Source organism: Streptomyces sp. NPDC014006, assembly GCF_043088925.1.
GTDB lineage: Bacteria > Actinomycetota > Actinomycetes > Streptomycetales > Streptomycetaceae > Streptomyces.
Genome location: NZ_JBICAJ010000014.1, coordinates 14083 through 37822, shown reverse-complemented (window position 1 = coordinate 37822; position 23740 = coordinate 14083). Strand labels below are relative to the sequence as shown.

General features: G+C 70.9%; 17 protein-coding genes and 1 pseudogene. 15 read left to right on the top strand and 3 right to left on the bottom strand.

The window, feature by feature from the left end; all coding sequences use genetic code 11:
* Nucleotides 1-285: 285 nt before the first annotated feature.
* From ACF1GV_RS35620 to ACF1GV_RS35565, 12 genes are all read left to right on the top strand, one after another.
* Complete coding sequence (locus ACF1GV_RS35620; RefSeq protein ID WP_391689496.1) at nt 286-1800, top strand: class I adenylate-forming enzyme family protein; 1515 nt, start codon at nt 286-288, stop codon at nt 1798-1800.
* Entirely contained in the window at nt 1797-2942 is a 1146-nt protein-coding gene (locus ACF1GV_RS35615; RefSeq protein ID WP_391689493.1) for a hypothetical protein, read from the top strand. The genes ACF1GV_RS35620 and ACF1GV_RS35615 overlap by 4 nt, the downstream gene beginning before the upstream one ends.
* Nucleotides 2943-2944: 2 nt before the next feature.
* Complete coding sequence (locus ACF1GV_RS35610; RefSeq protein WP_391689490.1) at nt 2945-3574, top strand: FMN-binding negative transcriptional regulator; 630 nt, start codon at nt 2945-2947, stop codon at nt 3572-3574.
* A gap of 8 nt (nt 3575-3582) precedes the next feature.
* Entirely contained in the window at nt 3583-6648 is a 3066-nt protein-coding gene (locus ACF1GV_RS35605) for an AMP-binding protein (protein WP_391689487.1), read from the top strand.
* Between the two features lie 61 nt (nt 6649-6709).
* On the top strand, nt 6710-7813 hold the full coding sequence (locus ACF1GV_RS35600; RefSeq protein ID WP_391689484.1) for an alanine racemase: 1104 nt from the start codon (nt 6710-6712) through the stop codon (nt 7811-7813).
* 16 nt (nt 7814-7829) lie between these two features.
* Nucleotides 7830-11648, top strand: a complete 3819-nt coding sequence (locus ACF1GV_RS35595; protein WP_391689481.1) for an amino acid adenylation domain-containing protein — start codon at nt 7830-7832, stop codon at nt 11646-11648.
* Complete coding sequence (locus tag ACF1GV_RS35590; RefSeq protein ID WP_391689478.1) at nt 11635-11892, top strand: acyl carrier protein; 258 nt, start codon at nt 11635-11637, stop codon at nt 11890-11892. The genes ACF1GV_RS35595 and ACF1GV_RS35590 overlap by 14 nt, the downstream gene beginning before the upstream one ends.
* A 55-nt stretch (nt 11893-11947) precedes the next feature.
* The gene (locus tag ACF1GV_RS35585; RefSeq protein WP_391689475.1) at nt 11948-12460 is read left to right on the top strand and encodes a peroxiredoxin-like family protein; all 513 of its coding nucleotides are present in this window, start codon (nt 11948-11950) and stop codon (nt 12458-12460) included.
* Nucleotides 12457-12789, top strand: coding sequence for a rhodanese-like domain-containing protein (locus ACF1GV_RS35580; protein ID WP_391689472.1), 333 nt, complete (start codon nt 12457-12459; stop codon nt 12787-12789). The genes ACF1GV_RS35585 and ACF1GV_RS35580 overlap by 4 nt, the downstream gene beginning before the upstream one ends.
* 32 nt (nt 12790-12821) lie before the next feature.
* Complete coding sequence (locus tag ACF1GV_RS35575; protein WP_391689469.1) at nt 12822-13427, top strand: (2Fe-2S)-binding protein; 606 nt, start codon at nt 12822-12824, stop codon at nt 13425-13427.
* Entirely contained in the window at nt 13424-14419 is a 996-nt protein-coding gene (locus ACF1GV_RS35570; RefSeq protein ID WP_391689466.1) for an FAD binding domain-containing protein, read from the top strand. The genes ACF1GV_RS35575 and ACF1GV_RS35570 overlap by 4 nt, the downstream gene beginning before the upstream one ends.
* Nucleotides 14416-16545: a xanthine dehydrogenase family protein molybdopterin-binding subunit gene (locus ACF1GV_RS35565; RefSeq protein ID WP_391689463.1), complete on the top strand. Its 2130-nt coding sequence runs from the start codon at nt 14416-14418 to the stop codon at nt 16543-16545. Before ACF1GV_RS35570 ends, ACF1GV_RS35565 begins: the two co-directional genes overlap by 4 nt.
* A gap of 59 nt (nt 16546-16604) precedes the next feature.
* Here ACF1GV_RS35565 and ACF1GV_RS35560 read toward each other — a convergent pair whose 3' ends face one another.
* The 3 genes from ACF1GV_RS35560 to argJ form a co-directional block, all read right to left on the bottom strand.
* Complete coding sequence (locus tag ACF1GV_RS35560; RefSeq protein WP_391689459.1) at nt 16605-17603, bottom strand: aldo/keto reductase; 999 nt, start codon at nt 17601-17603, stop codon at nt 16605-16607.
* Nucleotides 17604-17683: 80 nt separating this feature from the next.
* The gene (gene gabT / locus ACF1GV_RS35555; protein ID WP_391689456.1) at nt 17684-19030 is read right to left on the bottom strand and encodes a 4-aminobutyrate--2-oxoglutarate transaminase; all 1347 of its coding nucleotides are present in this window, start codon (nt 19028-19030) and stop codon (nt 17684-17686) included.
* A gap of 97 nt (nt 19031-19127) precedes the next feature.
* Nucleotides 19128-20291, bottom strand: a complete 1164-nt coding sequence (gene argJ, locus ACF1GV_RS35550) for a bifunctional glutamate N-acetyltransferase/amino-acid acetyltransferase ArgJ (protein ID WP_391689453.1) — start codon at nt 20289-20291, stop codon at nt 19128-19130.
* Between the two features lie 261 nt (nt 20292-20552).
* Here argJ and ACF1GV_RS35545 point away from each other — a divergent pair, with 261 nt between their 5' ends.
* The 3 genes and pseudogenes from ACF1GV_RS35545 to ACF1GV_RS35535 all read left to right on the top strand — a co-directional run.
* Nucleotides 20553-21332: an enoyl-CoA hydratase/isomerase family protein gene (locus ACF1GV_RS35545; RefSeq protein ID WP_391689450.1), complete on the top strand. Its 780-nt coding sequence runs from the start codon at nt 20553-20555 to the stop codon at nt 21330-21332.
* Nucleotides 21333-21334: 2 nt separating this feature from the next.
* Nucleotides 21335-22762, top strand: a complete 1428-nt coding sequence (locus tag ACF1GV_RS35540; RefSeq protein WP_391689447.1) for an asparagine synthase-related protein — start codon at nt 21335-21337, stop codon at nt 22760-22762.
* A gap of 313 nt (nt 22763-23075) precedes the next feature.
* Nucleotides 23076-23737 (top strand): annotated as a pseudogene (locus ACF1GV_RS35535) (NAD-dependent epimerase/dehydratase family protein); the annotation flags it as partial.
* Nucleotides 23738-23740 lie beyond the last annotated feature (3 nt).

Sequence of the window (23740 nt, the reverse complement as noted above, 5' to 3'; positions counted from 1 at the left end):
TTTTCCTTGCCGATCACTCTGCTTACCTATACCTTCGGTCGCATGATGCTTCACGGGGGTGGCGCTTCGTCCGAAACCGCGCGGCTGTTTCCTCGCCGGGGGTGGATCAGCCACTAGCCCGGACTCCGACGGCGCCCGCACCCTCTGCGCCACGATGAGGGTGCCCCGGCAGCCGTGGCCGTCCCCTGCTGCCGCTTCCCGTTCTCCGGACTCCTGCAGCTCCCCACTTCCTCAGACGTTCAGCATGCGCGCATCGACGTGCCCCGACCATGGAAGAAGTTCGCCGTGCCGAAGCGGGCTCTCACGAGCACACATCCGAACGAGTCGGAGGATGCGGACTGTCCGGCTGGTCTGTACGCCGGATTCCGCGCCGTCGCCCTCGCCGCACCGCACGCGCCGGCGATGATCGGCCACGACGGAGCGACATCGTCGTACGCCACGCTGCTCGAGGCCGTCGACGCCGCGGCCGAGCATCTGACAGCGCGGCTCGGCGACGGTGAGGTGCTGGGGCTCGCGGCCGACGATCCCTTCACCTTCGTCTCGGTCTACCTCGCCGCCGCGAAGCTCGGCATCGTCACGGTCCTTCTGGACAGCGCACTCTCCGCAGGGGAGTTGGAGCGCAGCGCTGTGAAGTACGACCTGGCCTGGCTGGCCGTCGACCGGCAGTCCGAACCGGTGCCGGGTGCCTTCGAGCTTCGTCCGACCGGCGACGCCGCCCGGCAGCAGCGCCAGGAGGCGGGCACCGGCTACGCGGACGACGACTTCGTCGTGCACTGCACCTCGGGCTCGACCGGTGAGCCCAAGGGCATCGTCATGAGTCAGGCGGCCATCACGGCGCGGGTGCGGTTCTGGGGTGCCGAACTGGAGTTGTCCTCCGCCGACGTGGTGCTGTGCGCGCTGCCGCTGGCGCACTGCCACGGCATAGACGTCCTGACTCTGCCGACGCTGCTGACCGGAGCGACGGTGGTGTTCGCCCGGGGCCGGCACCTCACGGCCCGAGGGCTGGCACGGACCATCGAGCAGCACGGTGTCACGCTGATGAGCGGGCTGCCGGTCATGTACCAGATGCTGACCGGGGCCCGTGGGGTGCCGGCGGCGTCGCTGAGCACGCTGCGGACGGTCATATCGGGCAGCGCTCCCCTCGCGGTGAGCACACAACGGCAGTTCCTGGAACGGTACGGGATTCCCCTGCGGCAGGTGTACGGCCTCTCGGAGATCGGTGTCATCTGCTTCGACAAGGCCTATGCCGGCGGCGGGTCGATCGGAAGGCCCATCGCCGGCGTGGAGTTCCGACTGGAGCCCGTACCGACCGGCCCTGGGAACGAGACCCTGTACGAGCTCTACGTCCGGGGTCCGGCCCTGGCCCGTGGCTACTACCGCGATCCCGGGGCCACCGCCGAGATGTTCGAGGACGGATGGCTGAGAACACGCGACTTCGTGCAAGTGGAGCCCGACGGCTGGTTCGTGCGCGGCCGGCAGTCGAACTTCATCAACGTCGCTGGGAACAAGGTCGGCCCCCTCGAGGTCGAGGCCGCGCTCCGCGAGTGCCCCGGGGTACGGGAGGGCTCGGTCGTCGGCATTCCCGACCCCGAGACCACCGAGCGGATCGCCGCGCTGATCGTCACCGACCAAGACTTCGAGCTGGGCGCCGTCCGGCGGCATCTCGGCGAACGGCTGCTGTCGTACCAGCTGCCGCAGCGGTACGAGATCACGTCGGCACTCCCGCGAACTCCGCTCGGAAAGATCGACTACGCCGCCGTCAAGCGGCTCATGCACACCGACAAGGGGAAGTCACAGTGACCGGTAGCGTGATCGAGGACGTGCCCGTCGCCGACACCGGGACCAGGCTCGACTCCGTGGCCGGCGGCCTGCACGCGGTGCTCGGGGCCAGGTCGCCCGAGGAACACGAACAGGATGCGGGCACCGCGTTCGCCGCCCTGAAGGACAGCGGCGCCACCAGAATGCTCGTACCTGTGCGATGCGGAGGCACAGGGGCGTCGGCGTCGGCGGCCGTACGCTTCCAGCTCGCACTCGGCTCGATGGCGCCCTCGGCCGCCATCGCGACGACCATGCACCACTACAAGATCGCCGCACTCGGCCGCGTCGCGGAGTCCGGGGACGCACACGCCCGGGCGATCCTCGAGGACATAGCCGCCGGCGCCAAGCTGATCGCGTCGGGCGGCGCGGAGTCCACCCCCGGCCGTGATCTGCGCACACTGGGCAGCTGGGCGACACGCGACGGGGAGGAGTACCTCGTCACCGGGCTGAAGCGGCCCTGCAGTCTGTCCAGAAGCATGGACACGCTGTCGCTGATGGTGGAGCTGCGGGCGCCGGACGGAACCCCGGAGGGATATGCGCAGGCCTTCGTACCGGCCGACGCCGCGGGGGTGGAGCGCGAGGCCTTCTGGCAGAGTCCGGTGTTCCTCTCGGCCGAGAGCCATGCCGTCCGCCTGTCCGACGTCCGTGTGCCGCACGAGGGGATCTTCCCGCTCCGCGGGGAGGTCGGCCGCCGCTTCGCCGCCGACTGCTACCTCTGGTTCCAGCTGCTGATCAGCGCCTCGTACCTGGGCATCGCCTGCTGCCTGGCCGAAGCGACCGCCACGAGCCGGCGGGCCGGCGCCGGACGGTGGACCGCCGCGGTGGAGCGGATCCGCCGGCTGGAGGCCGAGGTGCTGGACGCGGCGCGTGCCGTCGACGACGGCAGACCTGTGGGTGAGCAGCTCAACCTGGCGGTCCGGGCGCGCGACCGCGTCGAGGACGACCTGGGCGACATCGGCGGCCGGCTGCTGCGGGCCGCGGGCGGCGCCACGTTCGCCCGTACGGGCTTTTACACCATGCTCGCCGGTGCCCTGAACGCGATCGCGTTCCACCCGCCGCAGCGCGGTGCGCGTGAGGGCATCGGACTGGAACTGCTGGACCCTGAGACGAGGAAGTACGTCTGAGCATGTATACGAAAGATCAGTTCAGCGTTTCCCTGCCGGTCATGTGTGACTTCGTACGGGCCAAGTCCTTCGGCGTCCTCGCGACGTACCACGACGGCACCGTCCACACCTCTCCCCTGCCCGTCGATCTGCGCGCAGCGCAGGACGGCGAACTGTTCGTCGCCGGACATGTCGCCCGCGCGAACGACATGGCGGAGGCGTTCGCGGCACAGCCCCCCGCCACGATCACGGTGCTCGGTCCGGACACCTATGTGCCCGCCGAGTGGTTCGGCACACGCAGCCGCATCCCCACCTGGCTGTACTGCGCCGTGGAGATCTCGGGGCGGCTCGAACTCAGCGACGCGGCACGGACCCGGGCGGACGTCGTCCAGCTGATCGACCGGCTGCAGAAGCGGACCGTCGACGGCTCGACCTGGTCGCTCGGTGAGATACCCGAGAAGCTGGCCGAGGGCCACCTCAAGAATATCGTCGGATTCCGGCTGCGCGACCTCACGTTCAAGTCGTGCTTCCGGCTGAACCAGCGCAAGGGCGAGACCGAGAGCCTGGCCGAGGCGCTGGGCGCCGAGGCCGACAGCGCTCGCCGGGAGCTGGCCGGGCTGGTGCTGGATCCCCCGACCGCGCACGCCGAATGACCGCCGCCATGGAAGAAGGGGACCTGCTCGCGCGGTTGACGGACCTCACTCCGTCCGAGCGCACAGCCATGAAATGGTGCGGCCACGAGCGGTCCTACGCCGAACTCGTGGCGGCAGTCGACGAGGTGGCGCACACCCTGCTGGCCCTCGGCGCGGCGCGGACGAACGTCCTCGTCCACGGCCCGCTGTCGCCGGCCTACGTCGTGGGGCTGCTGGCCTGCCTGCGCAGCGGTGCCGTGCCCGTGCCGGTCGACGCCGGCCTGACGGCCGACCAGTACGCGTGGGTCGAGGGCATCGCGAGGCCCTCGGTCATCGTCACCAGCGATGTGTCTCCGGTGGCGCACTGGCGGGGCGTCGGCACACCGCACGAGCTGGTCCTGGACGCCGCGACCGGCAGCACCGTCCTGACCACCGCGCCCCGCCCGGGCCCGGGCACCACGTGGCGGTACACGGACCCCGACGCCGGCTATCTCATCCCCACGTCGGGATCGACGGGTGCTCCCAAGGCGATCGTGGGCAGCCGCAGCGGACTGCACGCCTTCCTGTCCTGGTTCACCGAGGAGTTCCGGTTCGGCGCCACGGACATCTGCGCGGCCGTCACACGCGCCAACTTCGACCCGTCCCTGCGTGAGCTGCTGGGCGTGCTGACCGTCGGCGGCACGCTGTGTCTGCCCGAGGTCGACGCCCAGCTCGATCTGGAGGCGCTCGGCGGGCATCTCCTGCGGAGCAGGCCGACGACGGTCTTTCTGGTCCCGTCCCTCGCCCGCCGTGTCGCGGACGTGCTGCAGGCCCGGCACGCGAGCCTGGACGATCTGCGGCTGGCGTTCTTCGCGGGCGAGGTGCTCCCGGCGCGGGTGGTCGAGCAGTGGCGGAGGATCGCCCCGCGCGCCGAGTTCGTGAACCTGTACGGGATGACCGAGGGCACGCTGGCGCAGCTCTACAAGCGGGACGTGCGGGCGGCCGACGCCGGCGAGGCACCCGGGGTGCCCGTCGGGCGGCCCCGCCCGACGGTGTCGGTGACGATCGACCGGCCCGACGCGGAGGGACGCGGTGAGGTGCTCGTCTCCTCCGCGGCACCGGCCCGGGGCATCCTCGCCCAGCGGCCCGGCCCCGCTCCGGGGACCCTCCACGTCGACCCGATGCCGCCCGTGCTGCGGACCGGCGACATCGGATTCCACGCGCAAGACGGTGAGTTGGTCATCGTGGGCCGCAGTGGCAACGACCTCAAGGTGTCCGGCAAGCGCGTCTCCTACCACCGGTTCGTGGACGAGGTCGAGGATCTGGCCGACGTGACCCAGTGCGTGGTGGTCGACCGGCACGGACCGCACGCCTTCGTCGCCGGTGCGGGGCAGGCACCGCAGGAGCGTCGATCGCTGCGCCATCGCGTCCGCGAGGTGGCGAAGCGCCTGGACCTGCCCGTTCCCGTCGTCCACCTGCGCCGGGAACTGCCGCTGCTGCGCAGCGGAAAGGTCGACCGGATCGCTCTGGCCGTGTCCATCGACGACACACCCGCCCACAGCCCCGTGCCGACGGCCCGGGACGCCTCCGTCACCGACGCGCTGCTCGGGCTGCTGGGGCTCGACGGGACGGTGACGGCCTCGACGCCGTTCGTCGACGCCGGTGTCTCCTCACTGGACATGATGGGGTTCGCCCTGGAGGTCAGCCGGCGCTTCGGCTTGAGTCTGTCGGTCAGGGACTGCTACGCCCACCGCGATGCGGCCTCTCTGGCGCGGCTGATCGAACGCACGGGTGCCACGCCGGCGCCGCCCGCACCCGTGGGCCACGGAGCCCGGCGGGATCTCGGCGACGACTCCCGCACCGTTCCGCTGTCAACCCGTCAGGTCGCCTACAAGGCGATCTGCATGACGGACGGGAACGCCGACTGGTGCAACCTCTCCCGTGAGGTCCGGCTCGACCGGACGGTCACGCCGGAAGAGCTGCGAGCGGCGGTCGATGTGCTGATCGCGCGGCACGACGCGCTCCGGCTCTCGCTGAGCGCGGACTGGTCCCACCAGGTGTACGCCGGGGCCGCCGAGGTGTGCTGTCCGGTCACCGTGCACGAGGGCTCAGGGACGGAGACCGACGACGTCCGGCACCGGGCGCTGGTCCAGGAGGCGCGGGTCGAGGCCGTGTCGCGGCTGATCGACCCCACAGCCGCTCCCCCGATGCGGGTGGTCATGGTCCCCGGCACCAGCGGCACATCGGTCCTGCTGGTAGCCCACCACCTGTTTGTGGACGGTATGAGCATGGACCTGCTCGCCGACGAACTGCGCTCGACGCTGTCGGGGCAGCCGCTGGAGACGTCGACCGAGGACGGCGGGGGTTTTCGCGCCTACTGCCGGACGACGCGGCGTTCGGCCGGGCCCACGCCCGACGCCGCGTACTGGCGCGCGCTCCTGAACGGCGCCGGACAGATCGAGCTGCCGCAGACGACCGGTGAGGAATCACGGTCCGGGCAGCTGCTGTCGCGGCCGTTCGGCGTGGTGGGCTCGCGGGCCGCCCACCGCCTCGCTGCGGCCACCGGCGTCTCGGTCTTCTCGATCGTGCTCGCCGCGTTCGACCTGGCCGTCTCCAGAACGTTCGGGCTGAACCCGCTCTCGATCGTGGTTCCGGTGCAGGTGCGTTCCGGAGTGCCCACCGCGACCGCCGGAATGTTCACGAGCCAGCTCGTCGTCCGCGGCACCGGCTCGCCGTCGCTGCGCGACAACGCCCGGGAATTCGCCGGGCAGTTGGAGGCCGGCACGGCGGCGAGCGCGTGGGAGTTCGACCAGCGCGTCGAGGAGCTCGGGCTCACCGGTTCGGACCGTTTCCCGCTGTCGACCGTGCTGTTCAACCAGCACCCGAGGAAGCGCGGCCTGCGCGCCCGCGACCTGGGCCTGTGGCAGGCCAGGTCGCTGGGGCGAACGCTGCGCTACCAGCTACAGGGCGAGCTGCAGATGTCGGCGGCGGAGCTGGCGTTGTCGTACTACTACCGGGCCGGCATCGCCGAGGGCGCCACCGACCTGATCGACAAGATCCACAGGGAACTCCTCGCGGCGTTGCGCGAGGCGGAAGGGACACCGAGTGCGGACTGAAATCGCCACGCTCACCGCTCGCGAGGCCCGTCTCCTGATGCATCGTGCCGGGGGGACACCGGTGTACGCGTACAGTCGGGCTGCCCTGCGGGAGGCCGTTCGGCGGGTGCGGGAGGCCTCGGTTCCGGGCGCGGACGTCTACTACTCGTTGAAGGCCAATCCCCACCCGGGCGTGGTCAACGCCCTGGCGCCCCTGGTGGACGGCTTCGACGTCTGCTCGCTGAGCGAGTTGGAGACCGCGCTGAACACCGGAGTGCCGCCGGAGAAGGTGCTGTTCACCGGCCCCGCCAAGACGCGCCCCGAGGCCGCGGCCGCGCTGGCGGCCGGGGTCGCCGTGACGGTCGAGTCCCCGGGACAGGCCCGTCTGTTCGCGGACGTCGCCCGCGAGCTCGGCGTGGAAGGCCGGGCGGTCGTGCGGGTGAACACGCCCTATCCCGGGCGGACATCCGGGGCGGCGACACCGAACCAGTTCGGTGTGGCGGGCGAGGACCTCACCGAGGTCTTCGGCGTTCTCCGGCCGTCCGCCCTGTCGGTCAGCGGGCTCCAGCTGTTCTGGGGCTCGCAGTACTCCGCCGCCGACGTCATCCTGGCGGCCAGGAGCGCGGCGCTGGAGCGGGCCCGTACGCTCGCGGACCGCTTCGGGCTGAAGCTCGACTTCGTGTCCGTCGGCGGAGGCATCGCCATGCCCTGGTGCACGGCGGACCCCGAGGTGGACTGGGAAGGACTCCGGGCCGCGGGCCCGGCCACGACACCGGCGGCCGAGCAGGGCGCGCCGACCGTCGTGTGCGAGTACGGCCGCTCCATCGTCGGCCCCGCCGGGATCCTGCTCACCACCGTGCTGGACACGAAGAACGTCGACGGGCGGCGGTACGTCCTCGTCGATGCCGGACTGAACCACGTGATGATCGCCAGCCGTCTCATCGCCGGCGCGGGCCGAGGGGAGCCGCTGGTCCGCGCCGTGGATGCCAAGGACCCCGGCACCATGAGCCCCGCGCAGGTGACGGGCCCCCTCTGCTCACAGCTGGATCTGCTCGCCGAGAACGTGCAGCTGCCCGCGTTGGAGACGGGCGACACGTTGATGTTCCTGGGCGTGGGCGCCTATGGACCGACCTTCAGTCCCGCCGGCTTCCTGAGCCGCGACAAGGCCAGAGAGATCATCTTCTGACATGCGAGGTACTGCATTGGACGAACCCGCAGGCTGTTCGCCTTCCGATTCACTGAGCCCGATCCAGCGCGCCTACCTCGTCGGCGACCAGGACGGCCTGGAACTGCGTGGCCCCGCCCGCTACTACCTCGCGTGCGACCTGAACACCGGGCGCGTTCCCGGCATCGGGGACCGGCTCCGACGGCTGGTCCGCACCCACGACGTCCTGCGCGTCGAGGTCGCTGCCGACCTGTCGCTGACGACCCTGCCCGAGGACGCGGCGAGGAACGTCGTCGTGGACGTCCGGCACGTCGACGACGGCGACTTCGAAGCCGCCAACGACGCCGTGCGCCGTTCCTTCACGGCCGGCTCCTTCGTGTTCGACAGCTGGCCGCAGCTCCGGGTCGTCGTCGTGCGCTCGCCGCATCAGGCGCGGCTGCACCTCGTGTACGCCCTGTGGCTCATGGACGCCGCGTCGCTGAACCTGTTCCTCACCGACCTGGTCGCGGGCCGGGGCGAGGGAGCCGGCCACGACGAGACCGCGGTCCCGGGCGGCGTCCGGCAGCCGGCCCGTGGCCGTGACCGTTCCGCGCGCGCCCGGCGCTTCTGGCGCGAGCGGGCCGCGGCGCTGCCCGATCCGGCGGAGCTGCCGCTGCGGCCCGACTGGAGGCAGGCCTGCCCGGATGTGACGCACCGTATGGTCACCGTCGACGCCGCGGCGGCGGAGCGCATCGCCAAGACGGCGCGCGATCACGGCCTCACACCCGCGATGGTGTACCTCGCGGCCTACGGGGTCACGCTCGGCCGGATCGGCGGCGGGACCGCCCACACGCTCACCGTGTTGTACTCGCGGCGCGCGCAGCCCTCGGCGTACGACAGCCTCGGCAATCACGGCAACACAATGCCGCTGGAGGTACCGGGTACCGCCGGGCAGAGCTTCGCCGAGGTGGCCCGTTCCGTGCAGAGCCGGTATCTCGCGCAGGCCATGCACGCGTCATTGAGCGGAGCGGAGATCGCGAGGCTCGGTGACCCAGGTGGCGATCCGCGTCGGCTTCCCCACCCCTTCGCCTTCACCGCGCTGGACGTCGACAGCCTGGCAGAGGCCGACCTCGGGTTCCGGCGGCGGTGGGAGGAGGTCCAGCTGCGCGTGCCACAGGTGCTGATCGACCATCAGGTCGTCCTCGACGCCGATGGCACGGTCCGGCTGGGCTTCGACTGGCGGACGGACGCCTTCGACCCCGGGTTCGGCGAGGACTTCGTCGACCAGCACGCGGAATTCGTCAGGGAGCTGGCCGACTCCGCGGAGAACTGGACGTGGACGGCCACCCGGCCGGCCCTCGGCCCGTCGGCGCCGGCCGAGCGGCGCGTGAGCGCCGGCGACACCCTCCAGGACCGGGTGCTGCGCTGCGTGGCCGACACCCCTGACGCCCCGGCGGTGCACGACGCGCACGGCACCCTGAGCTACCGGGAGCTGGCCGACCACGCGTACGCGGTCGCGGGCCTGTTGGTGGAGGCCGGCGCACGGTCCGGGGACCGGGTGGCGGTCCATCTGCCGCGTGGACGCGGACAGGTCGTCGCCGTACTCGGCAGCCTCCTCGCCGGCTGCGTGTACATACCCCTGGACCACGGAACACCGGACGGGCGTCTGGACAGCATCGCGCGACGCGGCGAGGTCCGGTTCGCCCTCACCGACGGCCGGCAGGGCTGTGAGAACCGCTGGACACGGCGCGGGGTGCGGGCCTTGGCGCTGCCGGCCGCGCCCTTCGCGCCGTGCCCGCCCGCCCGCCGTGCGAGCGCCGGCCCGAGCCCCACGGCGTACATCATCTTCACGTCCGGCTCCACCGGTGAGCCGAAGGGTGTGGTGATCTCGCACGCGGCCGTGCTCAACACGCTCGACGCGGTGAACGACGAACTCGGCCTGCGGAGCACGGACTGCGTGCTGTCGGTCTCCTCGATCGGCTTCGACCTCTCCGTCTACGACATCTTCGGACCGCTGCTGCGCGGCGGCTCGGTCGTGATGCTCTCGGAGGAGACCGCGAGGAACCCCGCGGCGTGGGCGCGGCTCGTTGACCACCACGGTGTGACGATCTGGAACTCCGCGCCCGCGCTGGCGGCCCTGCTGGCGGAGGAGGGCACGGCGGTCCCGTCGGTGCGGACCTTCCTGCTGAGCGGTGACTGGATCCCGCTGACGCTGCCGGGCGCCCTGAAGCGCCTGGCGCCCTCCTCGGACGTCCTCAGCCTGGGCGGTGCCACCGAGTGCTCGATCTGGTCCATCCGGCACCCCGTGCGCGAGGCGGACTGCGCGGGCCGCTCCATCCCGTACGGCACGGCGCTGCCCGGGCAGGAGATCCTCGTCCTCGACGCCGAGCGCGAGCTGTGCCCCGACTGGCACATCGGCGAGATCCACATCGCCGGTGCGGGACTGGCCGACGGTTACGCGAACGACCCGGTCAAGACCGAGGCCGCGTTCGTCGACGACCCGGCTTTCGGACGGCTCTACCGGACCGGTGACCGCGGCCGCCGGCACCCGAACGGTGACGTGGAGTTCCTGGGCCGCACGGACACCCAGGTCAAGCTCAACGGGCACCGGGTGGAGCTGGGTGAGATCGAGAACCTCCTGGAGGGCCTGGACGGCATCCGCCGCTGCGCCGCGTCCGTCCACGGACAGGGTCGCCGCAAGCGTGTCGTCGCCCATGTCACGCTCGCCGCGGACGCGTCGGGCACCTGGCGGCAGGACGCCTATGCCGTGCTCAGGGATGCGCTGCCCCAGTACATGGTTCCGGACGCGCTGGTCGAGCTGGACGAGCTTCCACTGACCAGCAACGGAAAGGTGGACCGCCGGCGGCTGCAGACGCTGCCGGTCGGCGACCCGGCGGAATCGGAGGACCAGGCCCCGCAGCGGCTGGGGCTGCACGCACACGAGGTGGCGCTGTGCTGGCAGGAGGTTCTGGGCGAGGCTCCGGGTGAGCGCACCTTCTTCGAGTCCGGAGGTGGCTCCTACGACGCGATCCGGCTGCTGTCGCTGCTGCGCAGCCGGTTGGGCCATGACGTGTCGTTCGGGGAGTTCATGGCGGACCCGACGGTGTCCGGACTGGCGTCGCTCTGCGGGCTCGCACGCACCGCCCAGGACGGTGGGATCTGGACGTTCCGCCCCCGGTCCGCGGCCGCGCCACGGCTGCGGCTGATTCTCTTCCCGCCGGTCGGCGGCGGTGTGTCCTGCTACTCGGGGCTGGTCCGGGGCCTGGAAGGCGATGTGGACGTGCACGTCATCGGGTTCGACGGGCCGGTGACCGAGGGCAGCGGCGGCGGCCTCAGCGGGCTCGCCCGCCGATGTCTCGACCGGCTGCCCGGCGAGGTTTTGTCCGGCGATGTCCCGCGGGTGTTCGCGGGATGGTCCTTCGGCGGCGCTCTGGCCTTCGAGGCGGCCGGGATCTGCGGCATGCCCGTGGCCCGTGTCGTGGTCGTGGACACCCCCGTCTCCACCGACTCGCGCGGCGGCGGCCAGGCCGCCGAGCCGTCGCTCGACGGGTTCGTCAGGGACGTCGAGGAGACCAGTGGCGTGGTGCTCGACGCGCAGCACATGGCCGCGGACCCGACGTTCGCCCGCCGGTTCGAGGTGTACCGGCAGAACCTGACGCTGCTGCGCGACTGGACGCCGCGGCGTTCGAGCATCCCGCTGGTCGAGTTCCGTGCCGAGGACCGGCCGGCCGAACAGGACCCAGGCGCCTGGAGCCGGGTCGCGCAGGTGCAGTCGGCACACACGCTGACCGGCGGGCACTTCGACGTGTTCGAGGGGAACAACGTGCGCCAGGTCGGCAAGGCGATCGAGGAGGTGAAGGACGATGACCAGCACTGAGGTCCGCGCCGCGATCGTCCAGGAGCTGGAGGCACGCGGGTACGCCGTGCCGGAGTCCGAGCAGGACGCCGACCTGATCGGTCTCGGGGTCAATTCGGCAGTCCTGATCCAGATACTGTCCGCGCTGGAGGACGTGTTCGACCTCGACATCGACCTGGAGCGGCTGTTCCTCGGGCCGATGACCGTCGCACGGCTGGAGGCCGAGATCACCCGGGCCGCCGGGCTGCGGACCCCCTCCTCGTAGGTACGCGAACCGGAACCACCCCTTATTCAATCCCCCTTGAGCGAAGGAACCCGACATGATCAAGCCTCGCCAGCCGGTCCCGGCTCTCGACGTCCCGCTGGTCGGTGGCGGCCGCTGGGTGCTGTCCGAGCAGCGGCCCGAAACGTTCACGCTGGTGGTCTTCTACCGGGGTGTTCACTGCCCCTTGTGCCGTGCCCATGTGACACAGCTCGACTCCCTCGTCGACAAGTTCGCCGAAGTCGGCGTGACCTCCGTCGTCGCGGTCAGCGGCGACGACTCGGAGCGGGCCCACAGAGCCGTCGACGAGTGGAACATCAGCCACGTGCCGGTCGGCTACGGGCTGAGCCTGGAATCGATGCGGGAATGGGGGCTGTTCGTCTCCAAGGCGATCAAGGAAGGCCAGCCGAACGAGTTCAGTGAGCCGGGCCTGTTCCTGATCCGCCCGGACGGCACCCTGCACACCGCGGTGCTGAACACCATGCCGTTCCTGCGGCCGCACCTGGACGAGGTCGTCGAGACGGTCCGCTGGATCAACGAGAACGACTATCCGGCCCGGGGCGAGGTGTGAGCACCGGCTGGGCGATCACGCCCCACGAACTGCGGGACATGCTCGAGCGGCAGGAACCGATCGACCTCATCGACATCCGCGAACCCGCCGAGTGGGAGATCGTCAGGATCTCCGGCGCGCGCCTGGTCCCCATGGCCGAGTGGCTGGACGGGACCGCGTTGTCGAGCCTGCGTCCTGACCGCAGACCCGTCTTCTACTGCAGGACCGGCGTCCGCACGCTCGACGTACTGGCCGCGGTGAAGGCGGCCGGTTTCGCGGACGCCGTGCACCTGGAGGGCGGCGTCGTCGCCTGGGCGAACCAGATCGATCCCAGCCTGCCGGTGTACTGAACGCCGCGCACCCACACGAAGAAAGACTGATCATGGCCCCCTCGACGTACAGCACCGTCCTACTGAACGTCAATGGTCGGAAACATGAAGTGACGGTCGACCACCGCACCACCCTGCTCGACGCGTTGCGCGAGCACCTCGAGCTGACCGGCACCAAGAAGGGCTGCGATCAAGGGCAGTGCGGTGCCTGCACCGTGCTGCTCGACGGCCGCCGTATCACCTCGTGCCTGCAGCTCGCGGTCGCCGCGGAGGGATGTGCGGTCACCACCATCGAAGGAGTCTCGGACGGTGGGAGGCTGCATCCGGTGCAGCAGGCGTTCGTCGATCTCGACGGGTACCAGTGCGGCTACTGCACTCCGGGACAGGTCTGTTCGGCGATCGCGATGATCGAGGAGCACGCCGCGGGCCGGCCGAGCGCCGTGACACCGGATGTCCGGCCCGAGGCCGGCCCTGCGCCCCTGAGCGACGACGAGATCCGGGAGCGCATGAGCGGCAATCTGTGCCGCTGCGGGGCGTACGTGTCGATCGTGCGGGCGGTCGCACAAGCGGCCGAGGCGGCCGCCCGCACCCCTCTGGAAGAGCATCACGGCAACGCTCCGGACGCCGCCCGTACGGCCGGTACGGGGTGGACGGCGTGAGGGAGTTCGACTACCGACGCCCGAGCGAGGTGTCCGAGGCTCTCGCCCTCATGAGCGCCGACCCCGCCGAGGCACGGTTTCTCGGAGGCGGCACCAATCTCGTCGACCTGATGAAGAACGGTGTCGAGCGGCCCGGACTGCTGATCGACGTCCGAGGGCTGCCCCTCGACCGGATCGAGGTCACCGACGGCGGCGGCCTCCACGTGGGCGCAACCGTCACCAACAGCGATCTCGCCGCCCATCCTGAAGTCCGGCGCCGCTGCCCGGCGTTGGCGCAGGCGGTGCTCGCCGGCGCGTCGGGGCAGCTGCGGAACATGGCCACGGTCGGCGGGAACCTGCTCCAGCGCACCCGTTGCGGCTACTTCACCGACCTCGGCAAGCCGTGCAACAAGCGCGCCCCCGGCAGCGGTTGCCCCGCGATCGCCGGTGAACACCTCAACCACGCGATCCTCGGCGGCTCCGCGCACTGCGTGGCCACGCACGCCTCGGACATGGCGGTGGCTCTCACCGCGTTCGAGGCCGTGGTGAAATACGAGACGCCCGAGGGGCGCGGCGAGGTGCCCCTGACGGAGTTCTATCCGCCAGTCGGCGACACCCCGCACCGGGAGACCGCGCTGCCGCCGGGCGCCCTCGTCACCGCGGTCGTCCTGCCGCCGGCCCCGGTCGCCGCCGCCTCCCGTTACCGGAAGGTGCGCGGGCGGGCCTCGTTCGCGTTCGCGATCGGCTCGCTGGCCGCTGCCCTGGAGGTCCGGGACGGCATCGTGCGCGACGTACGCCTGGCCTTCGGGGCGGTCGCCGCCCGGCCCTGGCGGGCCCTCGAGGCGGAGCGTGTGCTGACGGGCGGCCCGGCGACGGCGGAGGCGTTCGCCGCCGCCGCCGATGCCGAGCTGAGCGCCGCACAGCCGCTCCGGGACAACGGATACAAGGTGATGCTGATGCGCAACCTCGTCGTCGCCGTGTTGAGCGAACTCACCGAGGAGGCCACGCGATGACCACGACGAGCGGACCGGCCGGCACGGTCGGACTCGCGCACACCCGGGTGGAGGGCCACGCCAAGGTCACGGGAACGGCTCGTTACGCCGCCGACTTCCCCACCGACGGACTCGCCCACGGCTGGATCGTGCAGGCCGGCATCGCGCGTGGCCGGGTCGTGGACATCGAGCCGGCTCCCGTCCTGGCGATGCCCGGCGTGCTCGCCGTCCTGCATCACGGCAACGCGCCCCGCCTGCCCCACCTCGTCGGCGCGTTCGGACCCGAGCCGCCCATCCACATTCTGCAGAACGACCGTGTGCCGCACGTGGGCTGGCCGGTGGCCCTGGTCGTCGCCGAAACCCCGGAACAGGCCCGGGAAGCCGCTGAGGCCCTGGTCGTCCGGTACGAGGAGGAGCCGCACGACATCGCGTTCCACGCGGACCATCCCGGAAGGTACATGCCGGAGGACTCCCCGTTCCTGGTGGCGCGCACGGAGCGAGGCGACGTCGAAGCCGAACTCACCGCGTCCTCGGTCGTGGTCGACTCGGTGTACACCACTCCGGAGGAGCACCACAACGCGATGGAGCCGCACGCGGCCCTGGCACGCTGGTCGGGCGGACGCCTCGACGTCGTCGACTCCACCCAGGGCGCGTACAACATCGCACAGGACCTCGCTCAGCTGTTCTCACTCGACCCCGCGTGCGTGCGGGTACGGTCGGAACACGTGGGCGGGGGCTTCGGGTCCAAGGGCACGATCCGCCCGCCGGTGGTCCTCGCCGTGATGGCGGCGAACGCCGTCCAGCGCCCGGTCAGGGTCGTACTGACCCGTCGGCAGATGTTCTCACTCGTCGGCTACCGCAGCCCGACGGCCCAGCGGGTCAGGCTCGGCGCTCACGCGGACGGACGTCTGCGGGTCCTGGACCACCAGGCGACCTGTCTGACGTCGAATGTGCACGAGTTCATCGAGCAGAGCGCCGGGATCGCGCGTGTTCTGTACGACGCCGACGCGCACCGCGCCGTCCACCACGCCGTACGGCTCGACGTGCCGACCCCGCGGTGGATGCGCGGTCCGGGGGAAGCCCCGGGTTCTTTCGCACTGGAGTCCGCGATGGACGAACTGGCCGAGAAGTGCGGCCTGGATCCCATCGCCCTGCGCGTCCGCAACGAACCCGAGGTCGGCCCGGTCTCCCGGCTGCCCTTCAGCGGCCGCAACCTGGTCGCCTGCTTGGAGGAGGGGGCCAGGCGGTTCGGCTGGGCCGACCGGGATCCGCGTCCGGGTGTGCGCCGGGACGGTCGCTGGCGGCTCGGGACCGGGGTGGCCGCCTCCACGTTCCCGGCGGGTGCCGCTCCCTCGACAGCTGCCCTGACCGCCGAGGCGGACGAAACGTTCACCCTGCGGATCTCCGCGGCCGACATCGGGACGGGGGCACGGACGGTCCTGACCCAGCTCACCGCCGACGCCCTGGGCGTGGAGTTCGGACGTGTCCGCGTGGAGATCGCGGACAGCGACTTCGGCCCCGCGATGATCGCCGGTGCCTCGATGGGGACACGTTCCTGGGCCATCGCCGTCGACGCCGCGGCGAGCGGCCTGCGGGCCCGGCTCGCCCTGAGCTCGGGCATTCCGCCGGAGGGGATCACCGTACGGTCGGACACCGAGGAGGCGCTCGGCGCGGATTCCCAGCTCGAACGCCACTCGTTCGGCGCGCAGTTCGCCGAGGTGGCCGTCGACGTCACCACCGGCGAGGTGCGGGTGCGCCGACTGCTGGGGATCTTCGCGGTTGGCCGGGTCGTCAACCCGCTGACCGCGCGCAGCCAGCTCATCGGCGGCATGACCTGGGGGCTGTCGATGGCACTGCACGAGGAGGCGATCCGGGACCAGGCTTCCGGCGGCCTCGTCAATGCCGACCTCGCGGGCTATCACCTCGCCACGCACGCGGACGTGCCGCTCATCGAGGCGGACTGGGTGGACGACCCGGACCCGCTCGACCCGACCGGTATCAAGGGGCTGGGAGAGATCGGCATCGTCGGGACCGCGGCGGCGATCGCCAACGCCGTCTGGCACGCGACCGGCGTGCGGCAGCGGGCGCTGCCGATGCGCAACGACCGTGTCCTGGCAGGTGGCGTCGGACCCGGCGTGGCCGGCTGAGCGCGGGGGGGGGATCACCCGGCGGCGGTTCGGGTGATCCCCGGCTCGTACGACGTCGCTCAGTTGCCGACGAGAGCCATGAGCGCGGGCGCGTATCGCTCGCCGTGCACACCGGAATGGGACGCCGCTTCGGTGATCGCCGCCATCTCCTCGGCCGACAGTTCGAGGAAGGCCGCCTCGATGTTCTCGCGCAGGTGGTCGCGGCGGCTGGTGCCCGGAATGGGCACCACGTCGTCGCCCTGGTGATGCAGCCACGCGAGCGCCAGCTGCCCGACCGTGATCTCGCGTCGGCGGGCCACCTCGCGCACGGCGTCCAGGAGCTCCAGGTTCTTGCGCAGGTTGGGCTCGGTGAAGCGCGGGAGGTGGTGACGGAAGTCCTGGTCGTGGGTGAGGTCGGCGACCGACCTCACCTGATCGGCCAGGAATCCCCGCCCGAGGGGGCAGTTGGCGATGATGCCGATGCCGAGTTCCCGGCAGGTTGACACGACCGTCCCCTCGATGTCCCGGGTCCACAGCGACCACTCGCTCTGCAGTGCCGTGACCGGGTGCACGGCATGGGCACGGCGGATGGTGGCGGCGGAGACCTCGGAGAGCCCGATGTGGCGCACCTTGCCCTCGGCGACGAGTTCCGCCAGCGCGCCCATCGCCTCCTCGATGTCCTCGTCGGGGCGTACCCAGTGCTTGAAGAGGATGTCGATGTGGTCGACGCCGAGGCGTTTCAGGGATGCCTCGCAGCTCTCGCGGATGAACCGGCGGTCGCTGCGGACACCCAGGAAGGTCCCGTCGGGTGCCCGGTCCAGGCCGACCTTCGTGCAGATCAGTACGTCGTCCCGACGGCCGGCGACGGCACCGCCGACCAGTCGTTCGCCCTCCCCCATGCCGTGGATGGCGGCCGTGTCCAGCAGGGTGATCCCGCGGTCCATGGCTTCCTTGACGGTCGCCACGGCCTCGTCCTGGTCAGCGCGGCCATAGAACGAGGTCACGCCGAGGCAGCCCAGTCCCTGGGCGGGAACGAGCAGCGTGCCGAGCCGCCTCGTGGGCAGTGGTGCGGAAGTCATCCGAACTCCCCCTTCATACGGAAGTCGCGGGTGCCCCACCACGCGCGCCCGACTCGGCGGTGCGCGGTGGGGCACCGAGGTCAGTTCCCGAGCCGCGCGAAGCTCTGCTCCAGGACGTCGAGGGCGTCGCTGAGCAGTTCCTCGGCGATGACCAGGGGAGGCAGGAACCGCAGGACGTTGCCGAACGTACCGACCGTCAGCAGGAACACGCCCTTCGCGTGACACGCCTCGACGACGCGCTGAGCCAGCTCGGGGGCGGGCTCCTTCGAGCCGGGACGCACCAGTTCGACGCCGATCATCGCCCCGCGGCCGCGCACCTCCCCTATCGCGTCGTACCGGGAGGCCAGCTCGTTCAGTCGCGACGTGAGGATCTTTTCGATCCTGCGGGCCGCCGCGGCGAGGTCCTGCCGGCGCATGACGTCGATCGCGGCGAGTGCCGCGGCGCATGCCACGGGGTTGCCGCCGTAGGTTCCGCCGAAGCCGCCGAGCTGAACGGCGTCCATCACCTCGGCGCGCCCCGTCACCGCCGCCAGGGGCAGCCCGCCGGCTATCCCCTTGGCGCTCGCGACGATGTCGGGGACGATTCCCTCGTGCTCGGAGGCGAACCAGGCGCCGGTGCGGCAGAAGCCGCTCTGGATCTCGTCGGCCACCAGCAGCGCGCCGTGCCGCGCGCACCATCGGGCGATCTCCGGAAGGTAACCCGGCGCGGGCACGATGAACCCACCCTCGCCCTGGATCGGTTCGACCACGACGGCTGCCACGTTCTCACCGCCGACCTGTCGCTCCAGCACCTCCAGCGCGTCGCGTGCCGCCTGCTCGCCGCTGAGCCCTTCCGGATCCCGGAACGGGTAGGAGGCGGGGATCCGGTGGATCTCCGGGGTGAAGGGGCCGAAGCCCTGCTTGAACGGCATGTTCCGCGCACTCAGGCCCAACGTGAGGTTGGTACGACCATGATAGGCGTGGTCGAGCACGACGATCGCGGCACGGCCGGTCGCCGCCCTGGCGACCTTGACGGCGTTCTCCACGGCCTCGGCGCCAGTGCTGAACAGGGCCGACCGCTTCTCGTGCGCGCCCGGTGTGAGTTCGGCGAGCTGCTCGCACACCGCGACGTATCCCTCGTACGGCGTGGCGAGGAAACAGGTGTGGGTGAACCGCGCCACCTGCTCCTGCACGGCCGCCACCACGTCGGGGGCGGCATTGCCCACCCCGGTCACGCCGAGGCCGGAGCACAGATCGATGTAGGTGTTTCCGTCGATGTCACGCAGGAGTCCCGCCCCTGCCGCTTCCACATAGACCGGGAGCGCGCTGCCGACCCCTCGCGCGACGGCCTTCTGCCGTCGCGCGTGGATCTCCTGGGAGCGCGGGCCGGGGATTTCGGTGGCGAGCTCCCGTCCCTGGGCAGGCGTCACCGAGCTGGGTGCGGTCACAGGTCCTCTTTCGTCTAAGGGCGAATGAACAAGAAACGATCCGCAGGTGCGGACTGTCTCAGCGGACCGTTGACGGAGCGGGTCAGGAACCCGGCGCTCACGAGGTGTAGTCGGCGTTGATCCTCACGTATCCCTCGGTGAGGTCACATCCGTAGACGGTGAACGCCCCGTCGGCGATCCCCAGGTCGATCTTGATGATCACCTCGTCGCCCTTGAGGTACTGGGCGGCCTGTTCGAGGAGCGCGTCATCGGGTTCTTCGGGGTGCATCAGCAGGTCGTCGAACTGGATGCGGACTCGGGGCGGCTCGATGTCGGTCTCCTCGTCGAGCTTGCCGATGGCCATCGCGATCCGGCCCCAGTTCGGGTCGCTCCCGTGGACCGCCGTCTTGACCAGCGGCGAGTTGACGACGGCCTTGCCCACCCGCTTGGCCTGCGCGTCGTCACGGGCACCGGTGACCTGGACCTCGATGAGCTTGGACGCGCCTTCACCGTCCGAGGCGATGTCACGGACGAGATGCAGGGCGACCTCGTACAGCGCCTGCTCGAAGGCCTCCAGGTCCACCGGTCCGGCCAGGCCGTTGGCGAAGATCGCCGCGGTGTCGCTCGTCGAGGTGTCGGTGTCGATGCTCAGCGCGTTGAACGTCTTGTCCATCACGCGCCGGAAGAGGGCGTCGAGTTCGCCGGCGGGAATGTCCGCGTCGGTGAAGAAGAAGGTGAGCAGGGTGGCCATGTTCGGTTCGATCATGCCCACCCCCTTGGCGATCCCGGTGAGCACGGCGTCACCGCACCGCACGCTGAGGTACTTGGGCCGGGTGTCCGTCGTCATGATCGCCTTGGCCGCGGCGGCGTAGTCGGCCTCCGGGAACGGCCAGACCAGCGAGTCCAGGCCGGCCCGGATGCTCTCCATCGGATACGGGCGGCCGATCACCCCGGTCGAACCGATGACCAGCTCCTCCGGGGCGACACCCGCGATCTCGGCGACCCGGCGGCGCACCTCCTCGGCGTGTGCCGCGCCGGCCCGGCCGGTCGCCACGTTGGCGTTGCGGGAGAGCACGACCATGCCGCGGCTGCGCTGCGCGGGGGCGGCCTCGCGGCTGAGCACGACACTGGGGCCCGCGAACCTCGATCGCGTGAACACCGCGGCCGAGCGGGCCGGCACCTCGGAGACGACGACCGCGAAGTCGTCGTCGACGTCCTTGAGCCCCATGTTCATGGTCGCGCTGCGGAAACCTCGCGGAGTCACAGGCTTCATGTTTGGCACACCTCCTTGAGCGGCCCAGAGATCCCGCGTCGGCACAACGCCTCCGGCCATTGAATGAACTTGCCGTTCACCGTACACATCCATACTCAGCCGCAGCAACGACGCAGTGAACGATTCATCAATTTCCCGTCTCTGTCCGCATGTTGGACTCCTGACAGTTTTCATTTTGTGACCCACGCCACTCGAATGGCTGCATAGATATGCCGTACGGTGGACAGGCCAGTGATCAAGGACGAGCATGTGAAGTAGCGGGGAGAGCACATGTCGGTGACCAACGCTGCGACAGCGAGCATGGAGTGTGAGGTCCTGCCAGGCGGAGTCGCACTGGTGGAGTTCTCACAGGCGCACGAGCAGAACCCGTTCAGCAGGGCCCGCATGCGCGAGTTGACCCGCCTGATGTCCGACCTCGACGGCGACGACGAGGTCGGCTGTGTCGTCCTGTACGGCGGACCAGACAGGTCGTTCGGCGCCGGCGGGGACTTCAACGAGGTCTCCGAGTTCTCCGGCGGCGACGAGGTCGACGCCTGGATCGACGACATCACGGACCTCTACAGCACCATCGCCGGGATATCCAAGCCCGTCGTCGCCGCCATCGACGGCTACGCCATCGGCGTGGGCCTGCAGATCGCCCTCTGTTGCGATCTGCGCATCGGCAGCACCGCGGCGAAGCTCGTGATGCCGGAGTTCCGCGTGGGCATCGCCTGCAACTTCGGCGGCTACATGCTCGAGACGGTGGTGGGGCGCAGCGTCATGCAGGAAATGCTCTACACCTGCGCCGAATGGCCGGCCGAGCGCGCGCTCGCGGACCGGCTGCTGCAGGAAGTGACGGCCCCCGAGGACCTGTTGGACCGTGCACTCGAGCACGCCCGGCGCATTGCTTCGTACACCCGAGCGGCCGTGCAGTCGACCCGCTCCCGCGTCAACGGCCCGTATGTCGAGGGGCTGCGCCGGGTGCGCGAAGAGGGCAAGCGCTCCCACCGCACCGCCTTCTCGGCCGGTGAGGCCCAGCAGCGAATGCGCCGCATCATCGGGAAGGGCTGAGCGTGGCTCCCGACAGCAAATGGTGCGTCGTCGCCAACACGCCCCTGCCGGCGCTGGACCGGCCGGCTCAGCACGCCGACCTCGGTGACCTGCAGGTGTACTTCCGAGGCCCGGAGGGCGTCGCCCTCCCGGCGGATCCCCCCCTGACCCTCGACGTACGCACCCTGACGGCGGTCCCGGAAGACGCGCCTGTGGACCCGGCGAAGTCCTCCGTGATCCGGATCGACGCGGACGCCGTCACCGTCACCGTCTCGGCGCTCAACGAGGACCCGGTCTACTACGCGGTCAACCGTCTGCGCGGCCGGTTCGCCTACTTCACGGATCTCCTGCTCGCCCCGCTCGTGCTGCCCGCACTCGCGCTGCCCGTCGAACCCACCGGCGGCTCCCCCGCCACCGAACACGGCACGCTCGTTCGCGGCGTCAGCAGGCTCGGCCACGGGACGGTCCGCCGGACCCGCCGCGGCACCGGCGACTGGCTGACGGACGTACGCGACGAGCGGGATCCGCTGGCCTCCTTCCGGGCTCCGCACCGCGACGACCCGCTGAGCGCCGGAGAGGCGCAACTCCAGGCGCTGTCCTCGGAGATCGCGCGCATCGATGCGGCCACCGCCCAGGGCACCGGCTACGCGACCCTGCTGTCCGGCGGCATCGACTCCGGCACCGTGACATACCTGGCGGCCACCGCCGGTCTGCCCGTCACCCCCTACAGCGTGGGAACGCCCTGGGGTGACGAGCTCGCCGACGCGGCCGAGCTCTGCACGGAGCTGGGACTCGACCTCAACGCCGTGCACCTGACGGAGGAGCAGATCATCGCCTCCGTCCCGGAGGCCATCAGGTGGCTGGGAGTCGCCGATCCGGAGGTCGTGGAGGTCGCCCTGACGGCCACGGCGGTCCAGCGGCTCGGCGCCGTGCCCCGGCACCGGGTACTGCTGACCGGTTACGGGAGCGACCTGATCAACGCCGGCCTCTACCGCCCCTTCGACCACCGTGACGACCTCATCGACCAGGTCCTCACGGCCGTCGATCGCACGCGGCGCAGCAATGAACTCTCCAACCGCATGCCCTTGGCGTACGGGACCGCCACCCATCACCCCTTCTGGTCCTGGCCTGTGATGCGCGTCGCCCTGGAGACGGCACCCGAGTGCAAGGTCCGGGAGGGGCGCGAGAAATACCATCTGCGCACCGCGATGGGGACACGCGTCCCCGAGGGGATCGCCTGGCGCAAGAAGATCGCCGTACACCACGGAGGCGGCCTTCAGCAGGGGGTCATGCGCTACCTCGCGAAGGAGACGGGCACGCAGGATCGCGGGGCCCTGTACCGGGCCTGCTTCGCCGAACTCCTGGACATGGCCGCGGCGGGACACCTGGAACCCATCGATCCATGGCCCCTCTTCGAACGAGCCGTCCGACGGGTCCGCGCCACCGGCTGACCCGCACCTGCGGACATCAGCGGAGCCGCCGATCCGGCGCGGCGTCTCACTGCCAACGAAGTGGAGAGCGTCGACACCTCGGAGGGCAGGCTGAAGCTGCGTCGCAGCTTCAGCCTGCCACTGCGGGGCCACCTCTCCTGGTCCGTGTGGTCCTGGGCAGCCATCACCACGTTCTTCGCGTCCGTGAGCCCGGTCTGCGGTATCGGTGCAAAGTGACCAGCGCGGTGGACGGGTGCGGTTCGGTCTCCAGAGTCGCGTAGCGGCGGACCGCGACGCGGTCGCTGGACGTCCACCAACCGGGCGACCTGGCTGTATGGGACCGTTCATCGGGTCCCCTGTGGTGGACGTCCTGCGGGAGCGGGGACACGAGGCGGGCGTGTCCGACCTGCGAGGCGACCCGGCGTGGGATGTGCGTGATCCCGCTGCGATTCTCACCGCGATGGCCGACGCGGGCGTACGGCGCCTCGTGCTCGCCGGTCGATGGTCGCGTACCAAGGGGGCCGCTACGAGTGCCCCCGCATGGTGTCGTACAGCCGGGTCCGCGCGCCGTCGAGGACCCGGACGCCGGGCGCTTCGCGCCGTTGTGCCCGGAGTGCAAAGGGGACCAGGTGCCCTGGTCGCCGAGACACGCCCGTCGGCCCGCGCTGCGTGTGTGCCACGACAATGCCGCCCAGGAGCACCTGGCCGCCGCCCGGCCCCGGTCGACCGGCGGCAGCGCCACCACAACGTGTACGGGCCAAGATGCCCCGCGACACCCCGTACGCCGGTGTCGCCTCCCCCTTCCGCTCCTCCCTCACGCACGGCCGCCCGCCGCGCGTCCACGAGGACGGCCGGCAGCGGCGCGACTCCGTGCACGTCCGGGACGTGGCCGCCGCCGACGTGGTCGCGCTGGAGGCGGGGGTCGCGGGCGAGACGGCCGCGGCGCTGGCGAGCGCGGCCGGCGGGCCGGCGCCCGTCGCCACCGGCGAATACCGGGGG